At 60.3% G+C, this 22,330-nt stretch carries 20 protein-coding genes and 1 pseudogene; 17 read left to right on the top strand and 4 right to left on the bottom strand.

Translation table 11 applies throughout. The annotated features are described in order from the left end of the window. Positions 1–190 precede the first annotated feature (190 nt). The 5 genes from MKZ91_RS12285 to MKZ91_RS12265 are packed head-to-tail and all read left to right on the top strand — an operon-like array spanning position 191 to position 5,035. Positions 191–1,114, top strand: a complete 924-nt coding sequence (locus tag MKZ91_RS12285) for an amidohydrolase family protein (RefSeq protein WP_104663760.1) — start codon at positions 191–193, stop codon at positions 1,112–1,114. Positions 1,115–1,132: 18 nt separating this feature from the next. Continuing rightward, a complete protein-coding gene (locus tag MKZ91_RS12280; protein WP_336171151.1) occupies positions 1,133–2,077 on the top strand; it encodes an amidohydrolase family protein in 945 nt (314 codons plus the stop codon). 60 nt (positions 2,078–2,137) lie between these two features. Next, complete coding sequence (locus MKZ91_RS12275; protein WP_336171150.1) at positions 2,138–3,511, top strand: UbiD family decarboxylase; 1,374 nt, start codon at positions 2,138–2,140, stop codon at positions 3,509–3,511. Between the two features lie 3 nt (positions 3,512–3,514). Further along, the gene (locus MKZ91_RS12270; protein WP_336171149.1) at positions 3,515–4,096 is read left to right on the top strand and encodes a UbiX family flavin prenyltransferase; all 582 of its coding nucleotides are present in this window, start codon (positions 3,515–3,517) and stop codon (positions 4,094–4,096) included. Continuing rightward, positions 4,097–5,035, top strand: a complete 939-nt coding sequence (locus MKZ91_RS12265) for an XdhC family protein (protein ID WP_336171148.1) — start codon at positions 4,097–4,099, stop codon at positions 5,033–5,035. A gap of 126 nt (positions 5,036–5,161) precedes the next feature. Here the strand turns inward: MKZ91_RS12265 and MKZ91_RS12260 are convergent, their stop codons facing one another. After that, positions 5,162–6,160, bottom strand: coding sequence for a GlxA family transcriptional regulator (locus tag MKZ91_RS12260; RefSeq protein WP_336171147.1), 999 nt, complete (start codon positions 6,158–6,160; stop codon positions 5,162–5,164). A 289-nt stretch (positions 6,161–6,449) separates the two neighbouring features. On the opposite strand from MKZ91_RS12260, the gene MKZ91_RS12255 reads away from it, so the two are divergent. Beyond that, a complete protein-coding gene (locus MKZ91_RS12255; protein ID WP_336171146.1) occupies positions 6,450–7,130 on the top strand; it encodes a helix-turn-helix transcriptional regulator in 681 nt (226 codons plus the stop codon). Positions 7,131–7,193: 63 nt separating this feature from the next. Here the strand turns inward: MKZ91_RS12255 and MKZ91_RS31605 are convergent, their stop codons facing one another. Beyond that, positions 7,194–9,044, bottom strand: a complete 1,851-nt coding sequence (locus tag MKZ91_RS31605) for a flagellin N-terminal helical domain-containing protein (protein WP_442892257.1) — start codon at positions 9,042–9,044, stop codon at positions 7,194–7,196. A gap of 348 nt (positions 9,045–9,392) precedes the next feature. On the opposite strand from MKZ91_RS31605, the gene MKZ91_RS12240 reads away from it, so the two are divergent. The 10 genes from MKZ91_RS12240 to repC all read left to right on the top strand — a co-directional run bounded on the left by MKZ91_RS12240 (position 9,393) and on the right by repC (position 19,272). Then, a complete protein-coding gene (locus MKZ91_RS12240; protein WP_336171145.1) occupies positions 9,393–11,480 on the top strand; it encodes a carboxy terminal-processing peptidase in 2,088 nt (695 codons plus the stop codon). Positions 11,481–11,973: 493 nt separating this feature from the next. Then, positions 11,974–13,917 carry a DUF3604 domain-containing protein gene (locus tag MKZ91_RS12235; RefSeq protein WP_336171144.1) on the top strand — a complete coding sequence of 648 codons (1,944 nt, stop codon included), beginning with the start codon at positions 11,974–11,976 and terminating at the stop codon, positions 13,915–13,917. A 16-nt stretch (positions 13,918–13,933) separates the two neighbouring features. Continuing rightward, positions 13,934–14,299, top strand: coding sequence for a hypothetical protein (locus tag MKZ91_RS12230; RefSeq protein ID WP_336171143.1), 366 nt, complete (start codon positions 13,934–13,936; stop codon positions 14,297–14,299). Positions 14,300–14,374: 75 nt separating this feature from the next. Continuing rightward, entirely contained in the window at positions 14,375–14,569 is a 195-nt protein-coding gene (locus tag MKZ91_RS12225) for a hypothetical protein (RefSeq protein ID WP_336171142.1), read from the top strand. Between the two features lie 9 nt (positions 14,570–14,578). Then, positions 14,579–15,196: a HupE/UreJ family protein gene (locus MKZ91_RS12220; protein WP_336171141.1), complete on the top strand. Its 618-nt coding sequence runs from the start codon at positions 14,579–14,581 to the stop codon at positions 15,194–15,196. Beyond that, the gene (locus tag MKZ91_RS12215) at positions 15,193–15,798 is read left to right on the top strand and encodes a HupE/UreJ family protein (RefSeq protein ID WP_336171140.1); all 606 of its coding nucleotides are present in this window, start codon (positions 15,193–15,195) and stop codon (positions 15,796–15,798) included. Before MKZ91_RS12220 ends, MKZ91_RS12215 begins: the two co-directional genes overlap by 4 nt. After that, the gene (locus MKZ91_RS12210) at positions 15,795–16,685 is read left to right on the top strand and encodes a peptidylprolyl isomerase (protein WP_336171139.1); all 891 of its coding nucleotides are present in this window, start codon (positions 15,795–15,797) and stop codon (positions 16,683–16,685) included. Before MKZ91_RS12215 ends, MKZ91_RS12210 begins: the two co-directional genes overlap by 4 nt. Continuing rightward, positions 16,682–17,674 (top strand): HupE/UreJ family protein, encoded by a 993-nt coding sequence (locus MKZ91_RS12205; RefSeq protein ID WP_336171138.1) that lies wholly within the window; start codon positions 16,682–16,684, stop codon positions 17,672–17,674. The genes MKZ91_RS12210 and MKZ91_RS12205 overlap by 4 nt, the downstream gene beginning before the upstream one ends. A 237-nt stretch (positions 17,675–17,911) precedes the next feature. Next, entirely contained in the window at positions 17,912–18,334 is a 423-nt protein-coding gene (locus MKZ91_RS12200; RefSeq protein ID WP_336171137.1) for a hypothetical protein, read from the top strand. Positions 18,335–18,747: 413 nt separating this feature from the next. Beyond that, a complete protein-coding gene (repC, locus tag MKZ91_RS12195; RefSeq protein ID WP_336171136.1) occupies positions 18,748–19,272 on the top strand; it encodes a plasmid replication protein RepC in 525 nt (174 codons plus the stop codon). 101 nt (positions 19,273–19,373) lie between these two features. Here repC and MKZ91_RS12190 read toward each other — a convergent pair whose 3' ends face one another. Together MKZ91_RS12190 and MKZ91_RS12185 are read right to left on the bottom strand one after the other, a co-directional pair. Next, positions 19,374–20,540: an ATP-binding protein gene (locus MKZ91_RS12190; RefSeq protein ID WP_336171135.1), complete on the bottom strand. Its 1,167-nt coding sequence runs from the start codon at positions 20,538–20,540 to the stop codon at positions 19,374–19,376. A 100-nt stretch (positions 20,541–20,640) separates the two neighbouring features. Beyond that, positions 20,641–20,766 (bottom strand): annotated as a pseudogene (locus MKZ91_RS12185) (integrase); the annotation flags it as partial. Positions 20,767–21,259: 493 nt separating this feature from the next. Here MKZ91_RS12185 and MKZ91_RS12180 point away from each other — a divergent pair. Then, a complete protein-coding gene (locus MKZ91_RS12180; protein WP_336171134.1) occupies positions 21,260–21,460 on the top strand; it encodes a hypothetical protein in 201 nt (66 codons plus the stop codon). Positions 21,461–22,330: the final 870 nt, after the last annotated feature.

The raw sequence follows: 22,330 nt of genomic DNA, 5'->3' as shown, positions 1-22,330 counted from the left end.
GATGAGGCTGCGATGTCGATGCTGATCACAAAAGGAACGCCCGGTTGCCCCGCCCTGGGAACTTATGCGCCGGCCCGTTCCCTCCGTCTTCGGCATTTCCTGAGATCGCGGATCCACGCCTGGCTTCGGCCGGCATGGCGTTCATCGCGCGGCCCCGCATCGACCGGACCCTCTACGACAGGAGAAACCTATGATTATTGACCTGAGCTGCTATCCCACCGATCTGGTGGACCTGGCTTGGCGACACGACGGACCGGCGTTCACCGGCGATAAACTGCTGAAGATGATGGATGGCCCGTATTATGTGAACGGCAAGCCGCGCCGGATCGACAAGGCCTTCATTCAGCCGCCGCAAGGCAACACCATCTACACCCATGAGGTGATGGATCTGGAAGGCAAGGCCGCCATCCGCCAGTACATGGCCTACACCGAAAAGATGGTGACCGAGCATCCCGACCGGTTCCTCGGCTGCTTCGTCTACAACCCGCGCTACGGCACCCAGAACGGCGCCGAAGAAATCGAACGCTACGCCAAGGAGTTCGATTTCAAGATGGTGCAACTGCAGGCGAACATGCACGCCTACCGCCCGGACCGTGCGCTCGACTGGCTGCGTCCGGCCATGAAGAAGTGCGCCGACCTCGGCCTGATGGTGAAGGTGCATACCGGTGACGGTCCGTACTCGATCCCGACGGAGTTCTACCCGATCATCCGCGAGTTCCCGGAAGTGAACTTCATCCTGGCGCATTTCGGCGTCCAGACCGGTGGCGTTTATGTGTTCGAGCCGATGCAGATGGCGCTCGACACGCCGAGCGTCTACGTGGAATCCGGCTGGTGCCTGCAGTCGCGCATCGTCGAATTCGCCAAGGTTCTGCCCAAGCACAAGATCCTCTTCGGCTCGGATACGCCGCCGAACGAACCGGGCATGTGGATCAACCTCCTGGAGGTTCTCTGCCACGAGCCGCCGCAGGGCCTCAACCTCGATGAGGATACGCTCGAAGATTACCTCGGCAACAACGTCGCCCGCATGATCGGCCTGGAAGCAACGAAGCCGCCGGCCACCGTCGAGGAAGCCGAGGCGTATCTGCGCCAGCACGGCGTCGCCCTTGCCGCGTAAATTTGAACGGAGTGAACAATGATCATCGATACCCATCTTCACCCGACCAACCTCGTCGACGAGGCGTGGCGTCATACGGGCGAGCCCTTCACCGGCGAGCGCATGCTCAAGCTGATGGACGGCCCCTACATGATCAACGGCAAGCCGCGCCGGATCGACATGGGTTTCATCCAGCCGCCACCGGGCAACACCGGCTACCGCGACGGTAACCGCAAGGGCCGCGACGGCATTCGCGACTACATGGCCTATTGCGCCGAGCTTTGCCAGAAGTACCCGGACCGCTTCATCGGCAACTTCAACTACAATCCGCGCTGGGGACCTGAAAACGGCGCGGCGGAGCTGGAATTCCACGTCAAGGAATACGGCTTCAAGATGCTGAAACTGCACGCCAACATGCACGGTTATCGTCCTGACCGCGCGCTCGATTGGCTGCGTCCGGCGATGAAGAAGTGCGCCGAACTCGGCGTGGTGGTTCTGATCCACACCGGCGACGGCCCGTACACCATCCCGACGATGTTCTACCCGATCATCCGCGAGTTCCCGATGGTCAACTTCATCATAGGTCACTTCGGCATCCAGACGGGCGGCAACTACTCGTTCGAATCCTTCTGGATGGCGATGGATACGCCGAACGTCTACTGCGAATCCGGCTGGTGCTTCCAGTCGCGCATCGTGGAATTCGCCCAGCAACTGCCGAAGAACAAGATCGTCTTCGGCACGGACAGCCCGCCAAATGATCCGGGCATGTGGCTTCGCGAGCTCGAAGTTCTCTGCAAGGATCCGCCGCACGGCATCAACCTCTCCGAGGACGATCTCGAAGGCTATCTCGGCAACAACATCGCCAAGCTCGTCGGTATCGACCCGTCGCCGCCGCCACGCGACCTGAAGGACGCCCAGGCGCGTCTGACGGATAGCTATGCCGGCGTCGACCGGGCCACGGGCAAGCACAAGGAATTTGCCTGATAAAAGACGACGGCGCCCAGTTCGGGCGCCGTCACCCTCCAGTCGCGTCGAGGCCGAACCATGACCCAGTACCACAAGCAAGATGTCCGCCGTTTCCTCGCCGACTACCGCGCGGAACATCCAGACGACGTCATCACCATCGATCAGCCGGTTTCGGACGACCAGGATGCAACGGCGCTGATCTGGAATCTGGCCGACAGAGGCCAGCACCCCATGCTGCACTTGAGGAACGTTGCCGGCATCGGCAGCGAGGTTCTCTGCAACATCTTTGCCTCGCGCGACCGCATCGGCCGCCTTCTCGGTTCTACGGCCGACAGACTGCACGAGGCCTATCAGGTACGCGCCAACCGGCCGTTCACACCGGAGCTCCTGGAGCACGGCCCGGTGACGGAAGAGATCATCTCGGGCGATGCCGTCGATCTCACCGCGCTGCCGATGCTCAAGCACTTCGACACCGACCGGGCGAAGTACATCACCAGCGGCATCATCATCGGCGAGCATCCGGAAACCGGCGCCGGCAATCTCAGCTACCATCGCGCGATGATCCATTCGAAGAATTCGCTCGCGACATCGCTGCATTCGCGCGGCCACCTCTGGCGATTGATGAACATGGCGAAGGAAAAGGGCAGGCCGATGCCGGTCGCCATGGTCATCGGCGGCCATCCGCTCTTCATGATCGCGGCCTCTGCCCGCCTTGCCTTCGGCGAAGACGAGCGCGACGTTGCCGGCGGCCTGATGGGTGAACCGCTTCAGGTGGTGCGCACGCCGAAATACGGTATTCGGGTTCCCGCCCATGCCGAGATCGTGCTCGAAGGCGTGCTGGATCCCGAGGCGCATGTGGAGGAGGGGCCGTTCGGCGAGTTCACCGGCTATTCCTCCGACCGATCGACCAACAATCTTTTCACCGTCGAAACCGTCATGCGCCGGCGCGATGCCATGCTCGTCAGCGTGGCCGGCGGCAATTCGGCCGAACACCTGAACCTTGGCCGTGTCCCGCGCGAGGCGGAAGTGGTGGAGAAATTGAAGGCGCGTTTTCCCTCGATCACCGCCGTGCACTACCCCTCGTCGGGCACGCATTTCCACGCCTATATCGCCATGAACCAGACGCGTGAAGGGGAGGCCCGGCAGGTCATGCTCGGTCTTCTCGGCTGGGACCAGTACCTGAAGACCGTCGTCGTGGTGGACGCTGATGTCGATATCACCCGCGACAGCGAGGTGCTTTGGGCGCTTGCCACCCATTTCCAGCCACACAAGGACGTCGTCATCATCGAGGGCCTGCCGGGCAACGCGCTCGATCCCTCGGCGAGCGGCATCGGTACGACCTCAAGGATGGGGCTCGATGCAACGCGCGGTCCGAATTTCCATGGCGTGCGCGCCCGCATCAGTGACGAGGCATGCGCACGCGCCGCGACCCTTCTCAAAAGCGTGGTATAGGCGATGACCCATCCAAAACGCATGATTGTCGGCATTTCAGGCGCGTCCGGCGTGGTCTACGGCAAGCGCATCCTCGAACTGCTGCGTGATCTTAAGATCGAGACGCATCTGATCATGTCGCGCGCCGCCTGCATCACGCTTGCGGCCGAGGCGAACTTTTCGAAACAGGACCTCGAGGCGCTCGCGACGACGACCCATTCCAACAAGGATATCGGTGCCGTCTGTTCCTCCGGCTCTTACCGGACGCTTGGTATGATCATCGCGCCCTGTTCGGTCAAGACGTTGGCCGAGATCGCCACGGGCACGACGGACAACCTCATTTCCCGTGCGGCCGACGTGGTGTTGAAGGAGCGCCGCCGCCTCGTGCTGATGCTCAGAGAAACGCCGCTTCATCTCGGCCATATCCGTAACATGGCGCAGGTGACCGAAATGGGCGGCATCATCTATCCGCCCGTGCCGGCCTTCTACGCGAAACCTCAAAGTATCCAGGACATGGTCGATCACACGGTCGGCCGGGTCCTCGACCTGTTCGACCTCGATCCGGGCATCGTGCGCCGGTGGCAGGGAACGCAAGGAGGCGAATGAATGTCCGCCCGCATCGCCCGCGCCCCGGAACTGCTTGCGCCAGAACCCCGAGCCGCCTTCCTGTCGGACGATGCGGTTGACATCCTTGCGTTCGCCGCTCAGGTGTTCGAGCAAGGCTACGCGGCAGCCCTCGTCACACTCGTCGAAATTCGCGGCGGTGCTGCCCGCGCCCTCGGGGCCCAGATGGTCGTGTGCGAGGACGGCCGGTATTGTGGTTTCGTTTCCGGCGGCTGCACAGAAACTGCCGTGGCTGCCGAGGCCATCAGTTCCCTGCAACGCGGCATGGACCGTAGTCTTCGCCTCGGTGAAGGCTCGCCGTTCTTCGATATCGTTCTGCCCTGCGGCGGCGGCATTACGCTTGCAATCCATGTGTTGAAGGATCCCGCAGTCTTGCGCGAAGCGCTGGACGCCCTTGATCGCCGCGCGCCGGTATGCCTGCGTTACCATCCGGGCGGGCGCTCACTCGTCTTGCAGCACGGGGAGGGCGCGAGCGGCTGGGATGGCGAGACCTTCGTGCGCGCATATCGGCCAAGGCCACGGATCGTCGTTGCCGGTACGCCGCTGGAACTCGAAGCGGTTGCCCGGGTTGCGGTCGCGGCCGGCTACGAAACCGTCGCATTGGAGCGTGGCCAAGTGCCATCGCCGAACGACCTTGACGCCGACACGGCCGTTGCGCTGCTCTTTCATGATATCGATCGCGAACTGCCGCTGTTGGACGTCGCTCTCGCCTCGGAGGCATTCTACATCGGTGCCCTCGGCAGCCGTCGCACCCATGCAAAACGCTGCCAGGCCCTTCGTGATTGCGGGCGAGAGGAGAGTATGCTTGCCCGCATCAAGGCGCCGATCGGCATCTTTGACAAAACAAGGGATGCGCGCGCACTCGCGGTTTCGGTCGTCGCCGATATCGCGCACGCGCGGATGCGGTTGGATTGGATGTAAACTGCGCCCGCTTGAACCGTCGGATTTTCAGCCTACACTCTGGTGTTGCCATGGAGGCTGACATGAGCGCCGCAACCCGCTTTGCCTTTGCCGTGATCGCAGTGTTGCTCTTCGCCCCTGGATGGCTCACATTGACTGCTGCGCCCTGAGCCTGCTCGGTGTTTGGCCATAAGTCTTGGCAAAAATCCTCGAGAAGTGGCCGGCGCTCTCGAAGCCGACCTCGAGAGCGATTTCTATCAGTGATGCGTTCGTCTGGGTGAGAAGATGCTTGGCGCGCTCCAGACGAAACTTGCGATAGACGAGCGCAGGCGACATCTTGGCCTTGTCCATGAACAGCCGCTCGAGTTGGCGTCGCGACAATCCGACCGACGCCGCCAGTTCCGGGATCGAGATGGTGTTTTCGGTGTGCTGCTCCATGATGATGAGCGCAGCGTTCAACCGGGGATCGTTGCTCTCGATCGCGAGCGGTTTTCTCGGCTGGACATGAAGATGCGAGCGCGCCTTGTCGATCTGCAGGACTTCAAGCGCATTCCGCTCCGCCTCCTTGCTGATGTGAAGGCGGACGATATGGGCGGCCATGTCGGCAGCACTGCTGCCGCCGGCGCATGATCCGCGCGTGCGCTCCAGATTGAACAGGCGATCCGAGCGCACCTTGAGATCGGGAAAGCGTTCACGGAATGCCTGGTAGTGGAGCCAACTGACACAGACATTGTGCCCCGCCATCAGGCCCGCATCCGCGAGAACGAAAGTTCCCGTGCACAGGCCGATCAACGGGATTTTTTTCGCCGCCGCCTTCTTGAGGAAGCTGACGGTCTCGTCGTCGATCGGGCTCTTGCTGTTGAGCAGGCCGCCGACGACGACGATGTAGTTGAATTGAGCGGGGTCGACGAGGCCCGAAGTCGGCGCCACTTGCACGCCGCAACTGGAGGTGATGAGGTGCCGCGTGTTGCCGAGCACCTGCCAGTCGGCGCGGATGCGGCCGGACTTGTCGAGTTCGTCGCTCGCGAGCCGAAGCGTGTCGACGAAGAGCGCGAAGGCAGAAAGGGTGAAGGACCGGGCAAGTACAAAACCGATCTTGAGACGGCCCGTCGCCGGCGCTTCGTTGGATTTCACGTTCGTCCTCATCGAGAGCTACCTCGTTGCCCGGGCACCGATTGGCGCGGTCGAGATGTGTTAAAGGCACCTGGGGTGCTTGCCAGCGTTTTGTTCGGATTGGCACGCGCAATCGCGCCAGCTGAGCAGCCCAATCCGAACCGTTACCTTATTTGAAAACCGTATGCCAAGGGGTCGCATTCGTCCACGAAGATCGTGTCGTGACCGACGATCCCACCGAAAGCCTAGGGTATTTTTACCCTATTGCGGCTGCTCTGCTTTAGATTGTATTCGTGCGCCGATGTAATTGACGAGCATGGCAATGGCGAGAGAGACCCCCTTCAGCGCAGTCGCGCGCAAAATGCTCGACAACTGGCTTCAGACCGATCCCGAGCAGCCGACTTCACCAGAAACCGTGTATCGCGACATCGTCGATATGCTGTCGATCAAAATGCGTCTGACTGTATTTACGGTTGAGGGCATTGATCCCAAGCGATGGTTCATGAAAGCCATCCGGCATTCCGGCTTCACGTCGCGCATCCTTAACATAAACAAGATCTTCGCCGACGCTTACATTGGTGATTTCAAGGATCAGAGCTACATGGAGGAAGCGGTTATACCGCGGCTTCTGCAGGTGACGTCCAGTCAGCAACCTTCCATGGAGCTCGTCAAGACGCGTCTCTTCGGCGTCAACGTCGGCTATGATCGCATCCTGTTGCCCCAGCGAAACATCGATCGTCCAAAGTGGATCATTTCGTCCTCCTATGCGCAGTTTCTGCTCAGTCCGCCACGGCGGCTCGAGCAAATGGACGTCGCTGACGAAGCGATCATCCAACTGCTGGTAGAGGGGGCGACCGCAAAGGAGATCGCCGCGGCGCTTTCAATCTCGCATCGCACCGTCGAACACCGGTTGGAGCGGATGAAGGAAAGATTCGGAGCCAGGAACACCGTGCATCTCGTCGCCATGCTGATCGCCACGCACCTCGAACGCGGACGAAGCTAGCGCCATAGAGGTCGCCTTGCGCAAGGCTCGGCATCCGTGGCGGCGGAGACGAGAGAACCGGGATCATCTGAACAATTGCAAGATCGCTTCGTTGTTGTTGTTGGCAATATGCAGCGATTGGATCGCGAGCTGCTCTTGCGTTTGAAGCGCCTTGAGCCTTGTCAACACCAGGTCCATATTGGCATCGACGAGGCGACCGACACCCTTGTCGATGGTGTCCATGAGCTTGTTTGCAAATTCTGACTGCATGTCGATATGTTGCTTGAGGGCGCCGAGAACTGCGGCACCGTCTACCACCCGCTGCCCCGCCACTTCGATGTAGTTCAAGTAGTGGTCGATCAGATCAGGGTTCTGCTTGATGTCGATGTTGAGGAAGTTGATCGCTGGAAGCGGCTCGATACTGACGACAATGTCCGAAAACCCCGCGCGCGTTCCAGCGCCCCATTTGCGGTCAACGGCTGGGTCTGACTTGACGATGATCTTGCTCGGATCGGCACTCGACACTTGGATGACCGTGTCCGGCCAGTCCGCATCAAGCAGGGATCGCAACAGCGTTACCATCTCGTCGGCCGTTTCGATGGCACCTGTGTCCTTGCCAAGAAGGTTGTTCACGTAGGTCCGATTGAACTCGTACGATTTGGAGGGGGCTCCGTTTATCGAAAACTGAAAACTCACCTCGACGCCGTCAGGGGTGTCCCCGTCGATATGAAGCGTAAACGGATCGAATTGCAGCGACAGCCCTGACCCTCGCTCCCCGTAGTCGGATTTTTGTGTCAGGCCCCCTGTGCTGACCCCAACGCTGCTCAGATTGGCAATCTCAACGTAGGAGCCGTTTCCATGCATCTGGCGCGTTTCAACGCTCATGAGGACGTCGTCGTGGATCCAATTGTTCGACCCCGGTGGCTGATAGTGGCCGTAGTTCGCGTTGACGTGGGCTCCCTCTGGGTTCAGCAGCGTATTCAGCAGGCCGGCGAACTGGGTGTTTGTGGAGATGATGCCCCCTAGACTGGCGTCATAGGCATCCACGTGCGCCTTGGTGATCGTTATCGTCTTCGTATGTCCAGGGTCGTACGGGCCTGGGAGATCGCGAAGTTCCGCCGTGATCCCGGTATCGCCCGAAGGGTCGTATTCCCTGTCCAGGATAATGTCGAACTTGATTTCAGCGCCCGGACTATTGAAATCCAAGGGTGATCCATGCGGAAAGTTGAAGGAGAATGTTCCCGCTGCCCCGGAATTCCACGTTGGGTTCATCCAGCTCGATCCTGTTTCGGTGTAGTAGATCGTGGACGAGCCGCTTTCAGGATAAACGGTGCCGTACCGCATGCCCCCGATTGTCTTGACATCGCGGGGGTCGGCCTGGAGCAAGCCGCCGCCTGCGGTGTTGAACAGACTGATCTCATCAAGATGAAGATCGATCGTGCCGATCGAGACGCTGCCTGATGATCTGGAAAATGACGATACGAGCGACACCTTGTTCGCTTTGAGATCGTAAATCTGGCCGATATCCGTGTTCAGCCAGTTCTGGCCGCCAAATCCGGAAGACGTGGCAATGCTTACGACCATCTGTTTGAGCTGATCAAGTTCAGACTGGACCTTTGCCTTGTCGACGCCAGGCTCCTTGGCCGCGACGAGCTTCGCCTTGAATTCTCGCAACACATCGATGACAGCCTCCATCCCGGCATAGGCCGTATCAACCTTGGCCGCGCCGAGACCGAGCGCGTCTGCCACGGCGGAGATCGACATCTTGTCCGAACGCATGGTGGTCGAGATTGACCAGTATGCCGCATTGTCGGCGGCGGTACGGATACGCAGCCCCGCACTGGCCTGGCCCTGGGTCGCGGCAAGGTTGGAATTGATCGCCCGAAGAACCTGAATTGCGGAGCTTGCGGACGTGTTCGTCAGAATGCTTGTCATCAAACGGGGCCGATTCTATCAATTTATAAAATGAACGGCGATCCTCATGATGCCAGCCGGGCTGCATGAGCCGCGCGCTGACTATGGTTTGCAAAGTGTTAACGGAAGCGTCTGGCTGGCAGGGTAGAAATACCCGCGGCAAGGTCAAAGGCCCGCCGACCTCGGCCAGCTATACAGGCGGCATCGTTGTGCCGCAGCAGGCGGGCCGGTCAAAACAATTGTTTGTCGATCACCCTGAAGTGAGGATCATTGGAAGCACATGTGACCGATGCGGTTGCCAAAAAACCATAATTGCTTCACCTAGATCAGGCATCGACAACTGGCATAAAAGAATTGGGTCAACGCTGAATGCGCATTTCATACGTCTTCCTGGGTGCATTTCTTGCAATCGCGCAGTCCGCCTACGCTGAAGTCGCCGCGCCGCCTGTTCTGGAGCCGGTCAAGCAACAGGCGCAAGCCGCTCAGTTGAGTGCAAAATTTCTGACGCGATTCAGCTACCAGCCCGTTCCGCTCGACGATGCCTTGTCGGCCAAGATCATGGACCGGTACATCAAATCCCTTGATCCGGACCGCGCGCTGTTCCTGCAAGCCGACATTGACGGCTTCATGTCTAATCGCAGCGAGATCGATGACGCGATCAAGCGGGGGAGCTTGAAGATTCCGTTTACGATCTTCCAGGTCTACGGCAACCGCGTGGTCGACCGCATGAACTACGCGCGCGACTTGCTCAAAAAAGACTTCGACTTCACCGTTGAGGAAAACTATTCCGTGCTGCGCGACAAAGGGCCCTGGCCGCAGTCGGAAGCCGAGAGTAACGAGCTTTGGCGCAAGCGCGTAAAGAACGACTGGCTGCGGTTGAAGCTGGGCGGAAAGTCTGACTCAGCCATTCGCGAAACGCTCGACAAGCGATATGCCAATGCCCTCGAGCGCGCCTACCAGTACAAGAGCGATGACGTGTTCCAGTTGTTCATGGACGCCTACACAACGTCGACGGACCCACACACGGACTATTTCGGCGCGACCGCTTCCGACGACTTCAATATCTCGATGAAGCTTTCGCTGGTCGGTATCGGTGCGGTGCTGCAGGAGCGCGACGACTACACGACAATCCGTGAGCTCGTGCCTGGCGGCCCGGCACAGCTGTCGGGCAAGCTCGCGGTCGGTGACCGCATTACCGGCGTTGGCCAAGGCAAGGACGGGCCGATCAAGGAAGTGGTCGGCACCCGCCTCGACGAGGTCGTGCGACTGATACGAGGTGAAAAAGGCTCTGTCGTGCGTCTGGATATCCTGCCGGCGGATGCCGGGGCGGATGCCACCCATCGCGTTGTCGACCTGGTGCGCGACAAGATCAGTCTCGAAAAGCAGGCGGCACAGAAATCCGTGCTGCCGGTGAAGGTAGGCGAGGTCACACGCAAAATTGGTGTGATCACCTTGCCGACATTCTATGAGGATTTTGAAGCACGGCGCAAAGGAGACAAGGACTACCGGAGTGCAAGCCGCGATGTCAGAAGGCTTCTCGGTGAACTGAAGCAGGACGACGTCGACGGCGTTCTCATTGACCTGCGCAACAACGGCGGCGGCTCGCTGGACGAGGCAATCGCCTTGACCGGCCTGTTCATCGGCAAAGGTCCAGTCGTTCAGCAGCGCGATAGCGACGGCAAGGTCGCGCTCAGAAGCGCTCATTTCCCAGCACCCGTCTGGGGAGGCCCGTTGGGAGTGCTGATCAATCGCGGGTCGGCTTCGGCTTCGGAGATTTTTGCCGCAGCAATCCAGGACTTCGGTCGCGGCGTGATCGTTGGTGAACCCAGTTTCGGCAAGGGCACCGTTCAAACGGTGGTCGATCTCGACCAGATGGCCCGCAACAGCAAACCCGCGTTCGGTGAGTTGAAGGTGACGATTGCGCAGTTCTTCCGGATCAACGGCGGTACGACGCAACTGCGCGGTGTCACGCCCGATATCAGCCTGCCGGGATTTTCTGATCCGGCAACCTTTGGCGAGACGAGCTATGACAATGCTCTGCCATGGGCGCAGATCAAGCCTGCAAAATATGCGCCGATCGGAACGGTCATGACCTTGCTGCCGATCCTTAAAAGCCGCCATGAGGCGCGGGTCGATAGCAATCAGGACTTCCAGCGCCTTCTGAAAGACATCGCGGAGATCAAGGCACAACGCGAGAAAGGGGTTGTCTCCCTCAATGAATCGGAACGCCGTCGAGAGATGACGGCGCGCGAAAATCGCCTGAAGTCTCGAGCACAAGCAGCCGGCGCCGACGTCACAGATGATGGCCTCAACGCGAACGAGCGCAGCTTGAGTGCCGATATTGCCTTGGAGAACGCCCGCAAGAATGCGAAGGACGTCCTTCTGGACGAGGCCGCTGCCATCGTCGCCGATGAGCAAGACTTGCAGCAAGGCGTCGTGAAGGCGGCGACAAAATAAACGGGTATCACGGACGCTGAACAAGCGGACCCGACCGTCGAAACAAGATGCGTTGCCTGCGATCATGCGGTTTCGTCGCTGTGGCGTGATCACAGCGACGGCCTGGTCATGCGCAGACGTTTCGAGCGGTATTCTGCTAGAAGATCCGCTTGGGTCGTGCGAAAGTAAAGATTCAACAGTTGCGCATATACCCGTTGCGGATCTTTCCATCTACAATAGGTCCGGTCGGCTTTTAACGACGCTGGAGTGCAGGCTATGGGGTGTCGAGCGCGGGTCGTTCCGTTCCTTTGCGGCATAGGATGCGTCGTCGAGAACCCGACGCCGTGCCGGGCTGCCAATATGCTGTTCGTGCGATTCCACATCGAAATGCCCGATGAAGCCACCGAGCGGGCCCAGAGCGCTCCGATCTGGTAGCTTCCGGTGTCTGACGCCAGACCCGCATCGAGAATGTTCTGCTTCACTGAGAGTTCAAATCTTGAGAGGGAGGCATGGCATGACTATCCGCTTGACGATCAAGAGCTTGCTCGGCGCGACTGCGCTTGCCGTGTCGACCGTTGCCGCACCGGCCATCGCACAGGAAGCGCTGATGGATAGCGGGCAGATCGACCCGGGAACCGTAGCGAAATTCTTCAAGAAGCCGGGCTATTCGCCCTATGCCGGACGCAACTATCCGACGCGTCCCTACTTCGGCGACCAGCATCTGCACACCGCCTGGTCCGTCGATGCCGGCATGACGGGCGCAACGCTGACGCCCGAGGACGCGGTGCGTTTCGCGCGGGGCGAGGAAATCCTCTCCAATACCGGCCAGCCGGTCAAACTCAGCCGGCCGCTCGACTGGATCGCGGTCACCGACCATTCCGACGGCATGGGCGTGATTTCCGAACTCAAGGACGGCAATCCGGAGCTAATGGCCGACCAGACCTTGAAACGCTGGCACGACATGATGCAGCAAGGGCCGCAGGAGGCGGCTGCTGCGACGATGGAACTGATCAAGGCGCAGTCGAACAAACAATTGCCGCCGGCGATCATGGACCCGAAGTTCGCCAATTCGGTCTGGCAGAAGAACAATCAGATCATGGAGAAGTATAACGAGCCCGGCCGCTTCACGGCCTTCATCGCCTACGAATGGACGTCGAATGCCGGTGGCGGCGATAACCTGCACCGCAACGTCATCTATCGCGACGCCAGCGACAAGGCCGATACGATGATCCCCTACACCACCTTCCAGAGCGAGAATCCTGAAGATCTCTGGAAATGGATGTCCAACTGGGAGGAAAAGACCGGCGGCTCACTGCTCGCCATCCCGCACAACGGCAACCTGTCCAATGGTCGCATGTTCGAGCTCCAGACCTTTACCGGAGGGCCTTTGACCAAGCAGTGGGCCGAGGATCGCGCCCGCTGGGAACCGCTGTTTGAGGTGATCCAGACCAAGGGGCAGAGTGAGGCGCATCCCTCGCTGTCGCCGAACGACGAGTTTGTCGCCGGCTACGAGTTGTGGGACCGGGGCAACCTCAACCTCGTACCGAAGAAACCCGGCATGATCGAACACGAATACGTCCGCGAGGCGCTGAAAAACGGCCTCAAAATAGAGCAGGACGTTGGCGCCAATCCCTTCAAATACGGCTTTGTTTCCGGCAGCGACGCCCATACCGGGATGACGGCGATGGAGGAGGACAATTACTTCTGCAAGTTCGTGAGTTGCGAACCGCGGCCCGAACGCTGGAGCGAGGACGCGATGAAGTTCGGCGACCGCGTCGTCAAGGGTTATGAGGTGACGGCGGCCGGATACACCGGTGTCTGGGCAACGGAAAATACGCGTGCGGCGCTCTGGGATGCGATGAAGCGCAAGGAGACCTATTCGACCAGTGGCACGCGGATGATCGTGCGCTTCTTCGGTGGCTTCGACTTCGTCGCGGCGGATGCCACCAGCCGCACACCGGCGGAGATAGGCTACGCCAAGGGCGTTCCGATGGGCGGCGACCTGAGAAAGGCGCCGGATGGCAAGGCGCCGACCTTCCTCGTTGCCGCCCTCAAGGACCCGCTCGGCGGTAATCTTGATCGTATCCAGATCATCAAGGGCTGGCTCGACCGGGACGGCAAGACACAGGAGAAGATCTTCGACGTCGTCTGGGGCGATGCCGACAAACGCAAGCCCGGCGCAGATGGCAAGATACCGCCGGTCGGCTCGACGGTCGACATCGCCGATGCGTCCTGGACGAACACGATCGGCGATCCGGAACTTGCCACCGTCTGGACCGACCCGGAGTTCGATCCAACGCTCAAGTCGGTCTACTATGCCCGCGTCATCGAGATCCCGACGCCGCGCTGGACCGCCTACGACGCCAAGCGCTTCGGCGTGAAGATGGATCCCAAGGTGCCGCTTGTCACGCAGGAGCGGGCGTTCACATCGCCGATCTGGTACACGCCGGGCGGCTGATCGAGGGGAGGCCGAGATGGGGAGCGCCACGGCTGCAACTCCGAAGCGGCGCCGTCGAGAGCCAAGAGCCCTCGCGGCAGCGACCCTGCTTACGGCGCTCTTTGCCGGCAGCGCGCTTGCCTGCGGCTATGAGAACCCGCAGAGCGTCGCGCTTGGGGTCATGAACTGGGTCTATCCCAAGTCGCTTTATGTTCGCACGGCCGTCTGGCAGGCGGAGGATGCGGGCGTCCTGCCGCCGCGAGAGACGAAGCCTGAGAAGGATCTCTTCAGTCTGGGCTTTCGTCGCGCCGTCGACAGCCTGAATGGTCTCGGTGCGCGGGTCGAGAACGCTGGCGGCAACGATTTTCATTTTTCGGTTGTCCTCATTCCGCAAGTGATGTGAACGGGGTTTGCACCTGCCGAAGGCGGCGATGTCCGGGTCGAGCCGCATGCGAGCGGTCCGACCGAGGGCGATGTTGTGATCGTGACGACCGACAAGGTCGTGCGAGCGCTGGTGGACGGCGCTGTCGGATTTTCGCAGGCGGAAAGCCTGGGTCTTGTCCGGCTCTACGGCGACGCGAGGCGACAGACTGAACTGCGCCGCATGCTGAGGCGCGCCCTGGTGAGGGGCGCCGCGCCGGAGGCGATCGGACACGTCAATTCGACATTCTAGGGGGCGCGCATGAGGCATGTTTTCGGCAGGTGCAGTTTGGCAGGTGTTGGCGCAAGGGGCCTGGCGACGAGCATTCTGCTTGTCCTTGCGTCTCCGGCCCTTGCTCATGAAGGGGCAGGGGTGGCGGGCGGGCTTTTGGCCGGTTTCATGCACCCGATTCTTGGATGGGACCATGTCGCTGCCATGGTTGCGGTCGGTCTGTGGGGCGCAGTTCTCGGCGCTCCGGCGATCTGGCTGCTGCCGATCGTGTTTCCGCTGGTGATGGCTCTTGGCGGCGCGATTGCCGTTGCCGGTGTGCCGTTGCCGGGCGTCGAGACCGGCATCGCCGCCTCTGCCGTCGTGCTCGGCATCGTCGTGGCACTCGGTACCCGACCGCCGATCTGGATCGCCGCATGGATCGTCGGGGCCTTCGCGATCTTCCACGGTCATGCGCACGGCACCGAGCTTCCCGCTGCCGCCGATGCCGTTTCCTATGCGATTGGTTTTGTCGTCGGCACGGGGATCTTGCATGCGATCGGCATTACGCTTGGTCTCGCGACCAAATGGGACCTTGGAAAAGTGGCGGTCCGTGCGGTCGGCGGGGCGATCGCTGTAGCCGGGCTTGCCTTTCTGACGGGATACGCATGATCAGGCGGCTTTCCATCTTTCTTTTGGTGTTTGCCGCTGGGCCGGCCGGCTCTGCCTTTGCCCACAGTCCGATCAAGGGTATCGGCAGCTTCTACAATGGCATGCTGCATCCGCTGCTCGTGCCGGCCCATCTGCTCGCGCTGGTGGCCGTCGGCCTCCTGATCGGCCAGCATGCGCCGGGCGCCGGGAGGCTGTCGTTGCCAGCCTTCATGGGCGCCGTTGCGGTGGCGCTGGCAGTGACGGCACTGGCCGATCCCGTCCTGCCACAATGGCCAATACTTGCCTTGGCGCTGATCGCGGGGCTTTCCATTGCCGCTTCCTGGTCCGGTGGGCTGTTGTTGCCTATCGTTCTTTCGCTGCTTGCCGCGATCTTGGTCGGCCTCGATTCGGCGCCTGACGGCACCGGGCCGCAGCGAGCATGGGTGGCACTTTCGGGGACGGCGGTCGGAACAACGCTGATCATAATCTACTGCGGTGGACTTTCAGCCTGGTTCCATCGGCCATGGCAAAGGATTGCCGTTCGGGCGGTCGGTTCGTGGATTGCCGCCAGCGCGCTTCTCGTGCTCACGCTTGATCTGATGAGTGGCAGGTCGCCCGCATGAAACGTCTGCTCCGCATTCTTAGCGAACCCTTTGCCCAGTTCCTTGTAATCGGCGCGGTCGTGGCCGGCCTCTACTCCATGGTCGGTCGCTCGCCGCCGATAGCCGGTGACACCATCGTTGAGGTCGGACCGGGGCGGATTGCGCAATTGTCGGAGACGTTTCAGCGCGCCTGGCAAAGGCCGCCAACTCCACTGGAAATGGACGGCCTGATTGCCGCCTTCGTCAAGGAGGAGATCTTCTATCGCGAAGGACGCAAGATCGGGCTCGACCGCGATGACACCGTCTTTCGCCGCCGCATCCAGCAGAAGATGGAATTTCTGATCGAGCCGAGCGAAGCGGAGATGACGCCTGATGAAGCAGACCTTCAGGCCTATCTCGACGCCAATGCGCAAGCCTACAGGGTGCCGGCAACGCTTGCCTTCAGGCAGCTCTTCTTCGACGTTTCAAGGCGGGGGCTGGCGGCGGAAGCGGATGCGCTTGCCGCACTTGCTGCCCTCAACGCGAACGACGCTGCCGCAGGTCCTGGGGACATCGGCGACGCGACCCTGCTCCCACCCGCCATGTCGCTGACGCGGATCGACCGGATCGAGTCCGACTTCGGCGCCGCCTTCGCCACGGGGCTGGAGCAGGCCGCGATCGGGCGCTGGAGTGGCCCGGTCCGTTCCACCTACGGCCTGCATCTGGTGATGGTTGATCAGCGAACGGCCCCCCACGTGCCGCCACTTGAGGAGGTGCGCGCCGCAGTGCTTCGTGACTGGCAGGACAGGAAGCGCCGCGAGATCGCCGAGGACCGTTATCGCCGGCTGCGGGCGGGTTATCAGGTGATCGTGGACGTGCCTGATCCCACGAAGATTTCCGAGATCTCGTCGGCGGAGCAGCCACGATGAGCCTGCGTTTGCTCCTTTTTTTGCTTTTGGTATCGATCAGCGTTGGACGGGCGCAGGGCCACGAACTTCGGCCTGCTTATGTCGAGATCACCGAGACGGCTGCCGAGGCCTATGATGTGCTTTGGAAAGTGCCAGGGCGCGGGGAGTACCGGCTGTCGCTCTATCTCAGGTTCCCGCAAAACTGTCGGGAACTCGTGCCGCCGGCATCGACCATGGCTGATTCCGCCTGGACCAGCCGCTGGCGCGTGCATTGCGCCGGCGGACTTGCCGGCAGGACGATCACCATTGATGGGCTGGCCGGAACCTATACGGATGCACTTGCGCGCATCACGCGCGCCGACGGCACCATGCAGACGGCGCGGCTGACACCGGATTTTCCTGATCTCGTCATCGCCGCAGCACCGACCGCTGCCGATACGGCGCGAACCTATTTCCTGCTCGGCGTCCAGCACATCCTTCTCGGTCTGGATCATCTGCTCTTCATCCTGGCGCTGCTGCTTTTGATCCGCCGGCCGCGCAGTCTGGTGGAAACCATCACGGCGTTCACCGTCGCCCATTCGATCTCCCTGGCCTCTGCGGCACTCGGGCTGGTGGTCGCGCCACAGCCGCTGGTGGAGGCATTGGTGGCGCTCAGTATCGTGCTTGTTGCATCGGAGATCGTTCGCCGGGAACGCGGGCAGGAGGATCTTGCCAGCACCTACCCCTGGATCGTCGCGTTCCTCTTCGGCCTGCTGCACGGCCTCGGCTTCGGCGGCGCCCTTCAGGAGGTCGGCCTGCCGCAAAGGGATGTGCCGCTGGCGCTTCTCAGCTTCAATCTGGGCGTAGAGGCGGGGCAGTTGCTTTTTGTCGCCGCGGTGCTTCTTGCGATCGCCAGCCTCAGGCTCCTGCTCGACTTCCATTCCCAACGACCCAGACTCCTGATGGCCTATGCAATCGGCTCTTTATCAGCGACGTGGTTCATACAGCGTATTGCCGGGTTCAGTGGCTGATCGCCGGTAACCATGCAAGGATCATCGGGACCCATTGTGCCGGACGCACCGAGGCGCAGGACGGGTTGACGTTGGCAAGATCGCCGGCGCGGTCGTGCTGATCCGTGCGACGAGGAGAATGACGATGATGTAGAGAATGACAACCGCGTCCTGCAACGGGCTCCACAGATCGAGGGAAACCAGGACAAGAGTGATGAAACTGGCGGCCGTCGCGACAAGGTGCCTGCGCCGTCGAACATGCGCCGCAGCTTCCCGCGCTTGCTCCCCCATGCTCGGTGCTTACCCTCTGCCAAGGCGCTCAAGCGGAAGGTCCGCGCGGTCGTCAAAGACTTGAATGACCAGGATCACCTTGTCGCTCAGGGTCAAGAGAACTCCGCACGGGCAAATCTGTCGTTCCTAGAGAAGGAATTATTCGCGGCCGAGATCGCCCGTCGTCCGTTCGACTGTGACAACGCGATCACGCTCTCCGCATTGTTCACCGACCGCGCCACCTTCTCGAGGATGCTTGCGGTCTCGACCATCCCAAGGGATGTCCTTGATGGCGTCGGGGCGGCCAAGGAAATTGGTCGAGATCGCTGGTATGAACTTAAAATTCCTAGAGCGGCCATCGACCCTCGAAAAGGCGGTAGCCTTTGCCGAAACGGATGGGTTCAGGGCTAAGGTCGGAGACGACCGCTTCAATGCGCTGCTGACCCACGAGAAATCGATCGGGAAGCAGCCCCGGTCTAAGACGGCGAAAAACTCAGAAATGGGTCTCGGGCGACAAGTTCGTGTCAGCCGATCTGATGAGCGACGGCAAGACATACACACTTGCTCTCAAGGCAAAGGATGCAGCGGGCTTCGGCGATTACATCGCTGAGAACCTGAGTCACCTGTATCAGTCCTATCGGAGCCAGAAGGATCAACAAGGAGAGTAGACCGCAAAAGAAAAAGGCCCCAAACGTTTCCGTCGTGGAAGCCTTCCTCAGATTTCTAGCAAGGTCGAGAATCGCATTTCCACGAATCTTCATCAAGAGTCTTCGGCGCCGTTTTGGCGAACAGATTCCTTTTGCCTTCTGAAGAGGTGAAGAAAAATGCAGGTTGGAAATGTGACGACGCCCTTCGGGCGGCGGCCTATGACGCTTGCCTTGGTCAAAAGGCAGTTCACTACAGCCGAAATCAAGTCTGGCAAGACAGCCGACAAGTGGAAGGTGTTTCGCGACGCCTCGCAGGCGAGGGCGCTTCTCGGCATCCAGGATCGCGGCCTAGCCGTCCTCGACGCATTGCTGACGTTGGTGCTGCAGGCTTGCCCGGAAATCATGATGTACAGACCAGGCGGCGCGGTTTCGAGCTGGCGCGATCTTATGGCGGCTGCCGTCGTTGTTCGATCGATGCTTGGGGTGGGCCCGAGCGCCTATCAGGATGCCTGCGAGGTCATGGGACCTGAGAATGCCGCGGCGACAATCGCCTGCATTCTTGAAAGGGCAGGACACATCAACTCTGCCGGCGGCTATCTGCGGGATCTGACGGCAAAGGCACCGCAAGGGGAGTTTTCGCTTGGACCAATGCTGATGGCGCTTATGCGGGCAAATGGTGGGTCAGGACGACTGGCTTCATAGTGCTGGCGCAGTGAGGTGGCCCGCGGTGGGTGATTTCGATGAGGCAGACCGATCTGACGGATCGTCAGGGTCCCTTGCAAAACGTATCGCTTGAAAAAGGGTTAGGCGAGATCGCGAAAGAGCTTTCCAGCGACGGGAAGCGGTATGGCATCGACCTGCTCGCTCACAGGGTACGCTTCAGTGCCGGGATAGATCACCATTCGTCTTTCGGGACTTATCGCCTCGCAGGCGAGATAAAACCCCTTCTCGAGTTTTGGAGTGAGGCTGCGTTTGATCTCTATAGCCCAGGGACGCCCGCCAGGTGGAGTTATGAGGAGATCAATCTCGGCGCCGGCGGCTGTCCGGTAAAAGTTCATTTGGGTCCCATAGGGCACGGCTGCGGAGAGAGTTTCTATGACGAAACCTTCCCAGCTCGCGCCAGCGACGGGGTGCCCAAGGACCTGCTCCAGGTTCGTCAAACCCAGAAGAGTGTGAGCTATGCCGCTGTCGCGAACATATACGCGCGGCGATTTCACTAAGCGTTTGCCGGCGTTGGAGTGCCAAGGTTCCAGCCTGCGAACCAGCAGGAGGTCGACAAGTAGGTCAAGGTAGCTCGCAACGGTCTTGCCATCGACCCCGAGCGCACGAGCGAACTCGGCAGCGTTTAGGAGACTGGACTGATGGTGGGCCAGCATTGTCCAGAACCGTCTGAGGGTTTCGGCCGGTATTCGAGGCCCGAACTGCGGGATGTCGCGCTCCAGATATGTTCGGATGAAGTCCTGCCTCCAGCGAGAGCTGGCACGATCGTTGGCGGCGAGGAAGCTGTCCGGGAAGCCGCCTCGAACCCAAAGAGCGTTGATATCCTTTTCCGCTACCTCGAGACCATCGATCGGATGCATCTCGATGTAAGCGATGCGGCCGGCAAGAGTTTCGCCGGACTGCTTCAGCAGGTCGATAGACGCTGAGCCCAGCAGGAGAAACTGCCCGAACCGTCTGCCTGTTCGCCGCCCTCGGTCGATCAGGCCACGCAGGTTTTGAAAGAGGTTGGGTAGGCGGTGAACCTCGTCAAGGATGACAAGCTTGTCCGTGTGCTGCTCGAGATAGAGCTCCGGTTCGCTCAATTTGGCGCGATCGGCGTCGGATTCAAGATCAAGATAGATCGATTGGCGCTGCTCAGCGATAGAGAGTGCGAGCGTCGTTTTCCCAACCTGGCGCGGTCCAATGAGCGCGACGGCGGGGTTCGTGTCGATGAGTTCTGTTAACGTCGTGGCGATCTGGCGCTCAATCATCCTTGCATTTATGGAGCTCAATTCCAGAAATGCAAGGTAAAGATGGGAGTAGATTGCTTTCCGTCGCTCGTGAGGGCTGGAAAATGGTCGACCTGAAGGCTCAGACGACCAATCGCGTCGCTCGTCCCAGCTTTCGTTCTGTCTCGTTATAGTATCGAGCGGCCTGCGTGACCGACTTGTGCAGCGATTGCTGCATGGCTTCGGGAAGGGGAATGCCGCTGTGGCTTTTACTTAGCGATTTCAATTGAAACGCAAAGCCGAAATTTCGCCCCTCGATTTTTACCTAACGGCTTCATGCCGAGGAAGGGGAGGGGCTTCTCAAAGCCCGGAGGCCTTGGTTTTTTCCGCAAGAGCTTTTTGCGACCGAGAGTAAGGCGTGCTGGTGGCAGCTTGGGGCTCAGTTTGGCGGTATGGTGGTCCCTGCAGGAATGCAAGATATGCCTATTTCATCAACGAAATCAACACTTAGCGGGAGAAGTGAGGGGTGGTTAAGTCCCTTTGAATCATTTGAGAAATTTTAGACTTACCCCTCACCGCTCAGCGCTCCCGGAGGTAAACGAGAGGAGCGAAACGAAATGGGAGTACGTGAGAGGTCACGCCGCCCGATTGCTCCTGCCTTTGGCGTAGCTCACGTGAGCAACTGGCGCTGAAGTTCAGTGGCTGCTATTTTAACTCTGAAGATCAAACCCAGCTTAAGCGGGGCTTTCCAGGAGGCTGGAATGCACAGGGACGATCCTCGGATCAAACAAAAGCTGGCGCAGATCGATACTCATCGCCGCCATGCGAAATACGCGGAAGACCAAGCCTATATGCTGTTGGAGGATGCGCAGTATTCGTATGAGCACATTGCGCGTCTGAAGCGCGAGATTTACGAAATCGAGAGCAGCCAATCCCAAAGCGGTTTCCTGCTGACCCAGTAGATCGTCATGGATGCGCCGCACTGCAGGCCGATCCGCTCAACCAAATCTTGCACCCGAAATCGGAAACCAGTAGTGGGATGAGCGCTCACAAGCACGCGTATCCGATTTGGTTCCGATCCACGAACTCCATAAAGGCCCGCGGCGTCTCGATCTCGCCACATGAGGCCGGACACACGTCAGCGCCTGACCACATGCCTGTACCGAAGTAAGATTCCGCTTGCATCTTCCGGGGCGTCCACACACGTCCCACTTGACCTCAAAGGCCCACTCCGGACCTTTCGGCGGCTTTTCGACGAGGGTTGCGACGCACGGCTCGACACGCCGCGGCATCGATTCTGCCGGCGGCGCTGGCGGAGGTTTCGGCTTCGTGGTTCTGCCCATGAAGCCATTAACGCACAGTTCCCCGGAATCGTCTCATTGACGCTCGCGACTATGAGAACATAGTAAGAACATCCAAGCGAGGTACCGGACATGAGCGACGAAAGCGGCGCAGCGAAAGAAGACCGAAAGTGGCCCTGTCACGCATCTCTGTGAGCACTCAGCCTGCAAGAAGTGGGGCGGCTTTGGCTTCGCCAGCGGGAGGGCCGCGCCGAACTGGTTCTGTTTCGAGCATCGGCCAACGATCTGGCCGCCGTCAAAGCAAGCCTAATCACCAGGCGCCGGGCGGGAGCGCTCTTGTTCGACAGTGCGGCACATCACACCAACCGGCAGCATCGTTGCCAGGGAGAAGACCTGTGTCCGATCACGACAGCCTCGATCAGGCAATCTATATCCACCTCACCATAGCGCGTGCACCGTCAAAGCGGGCGCTTGCCGGCACGGGGCAATCGCGAAGGCGCGAGCGACCCAGCGCGCATTGGATCGCGACCG

The organism is Ensifer sp. MJa1, from assembly GCF_037026475.1.
GTDB lineage: Bacteria > Pseudomonadota > Alphaproteobacteria > Rhizobiales > Rhizobiaceae > Ensifer.
This window is presented reverse-complemented; position numbering and strand designations above follow the sequence as displayed.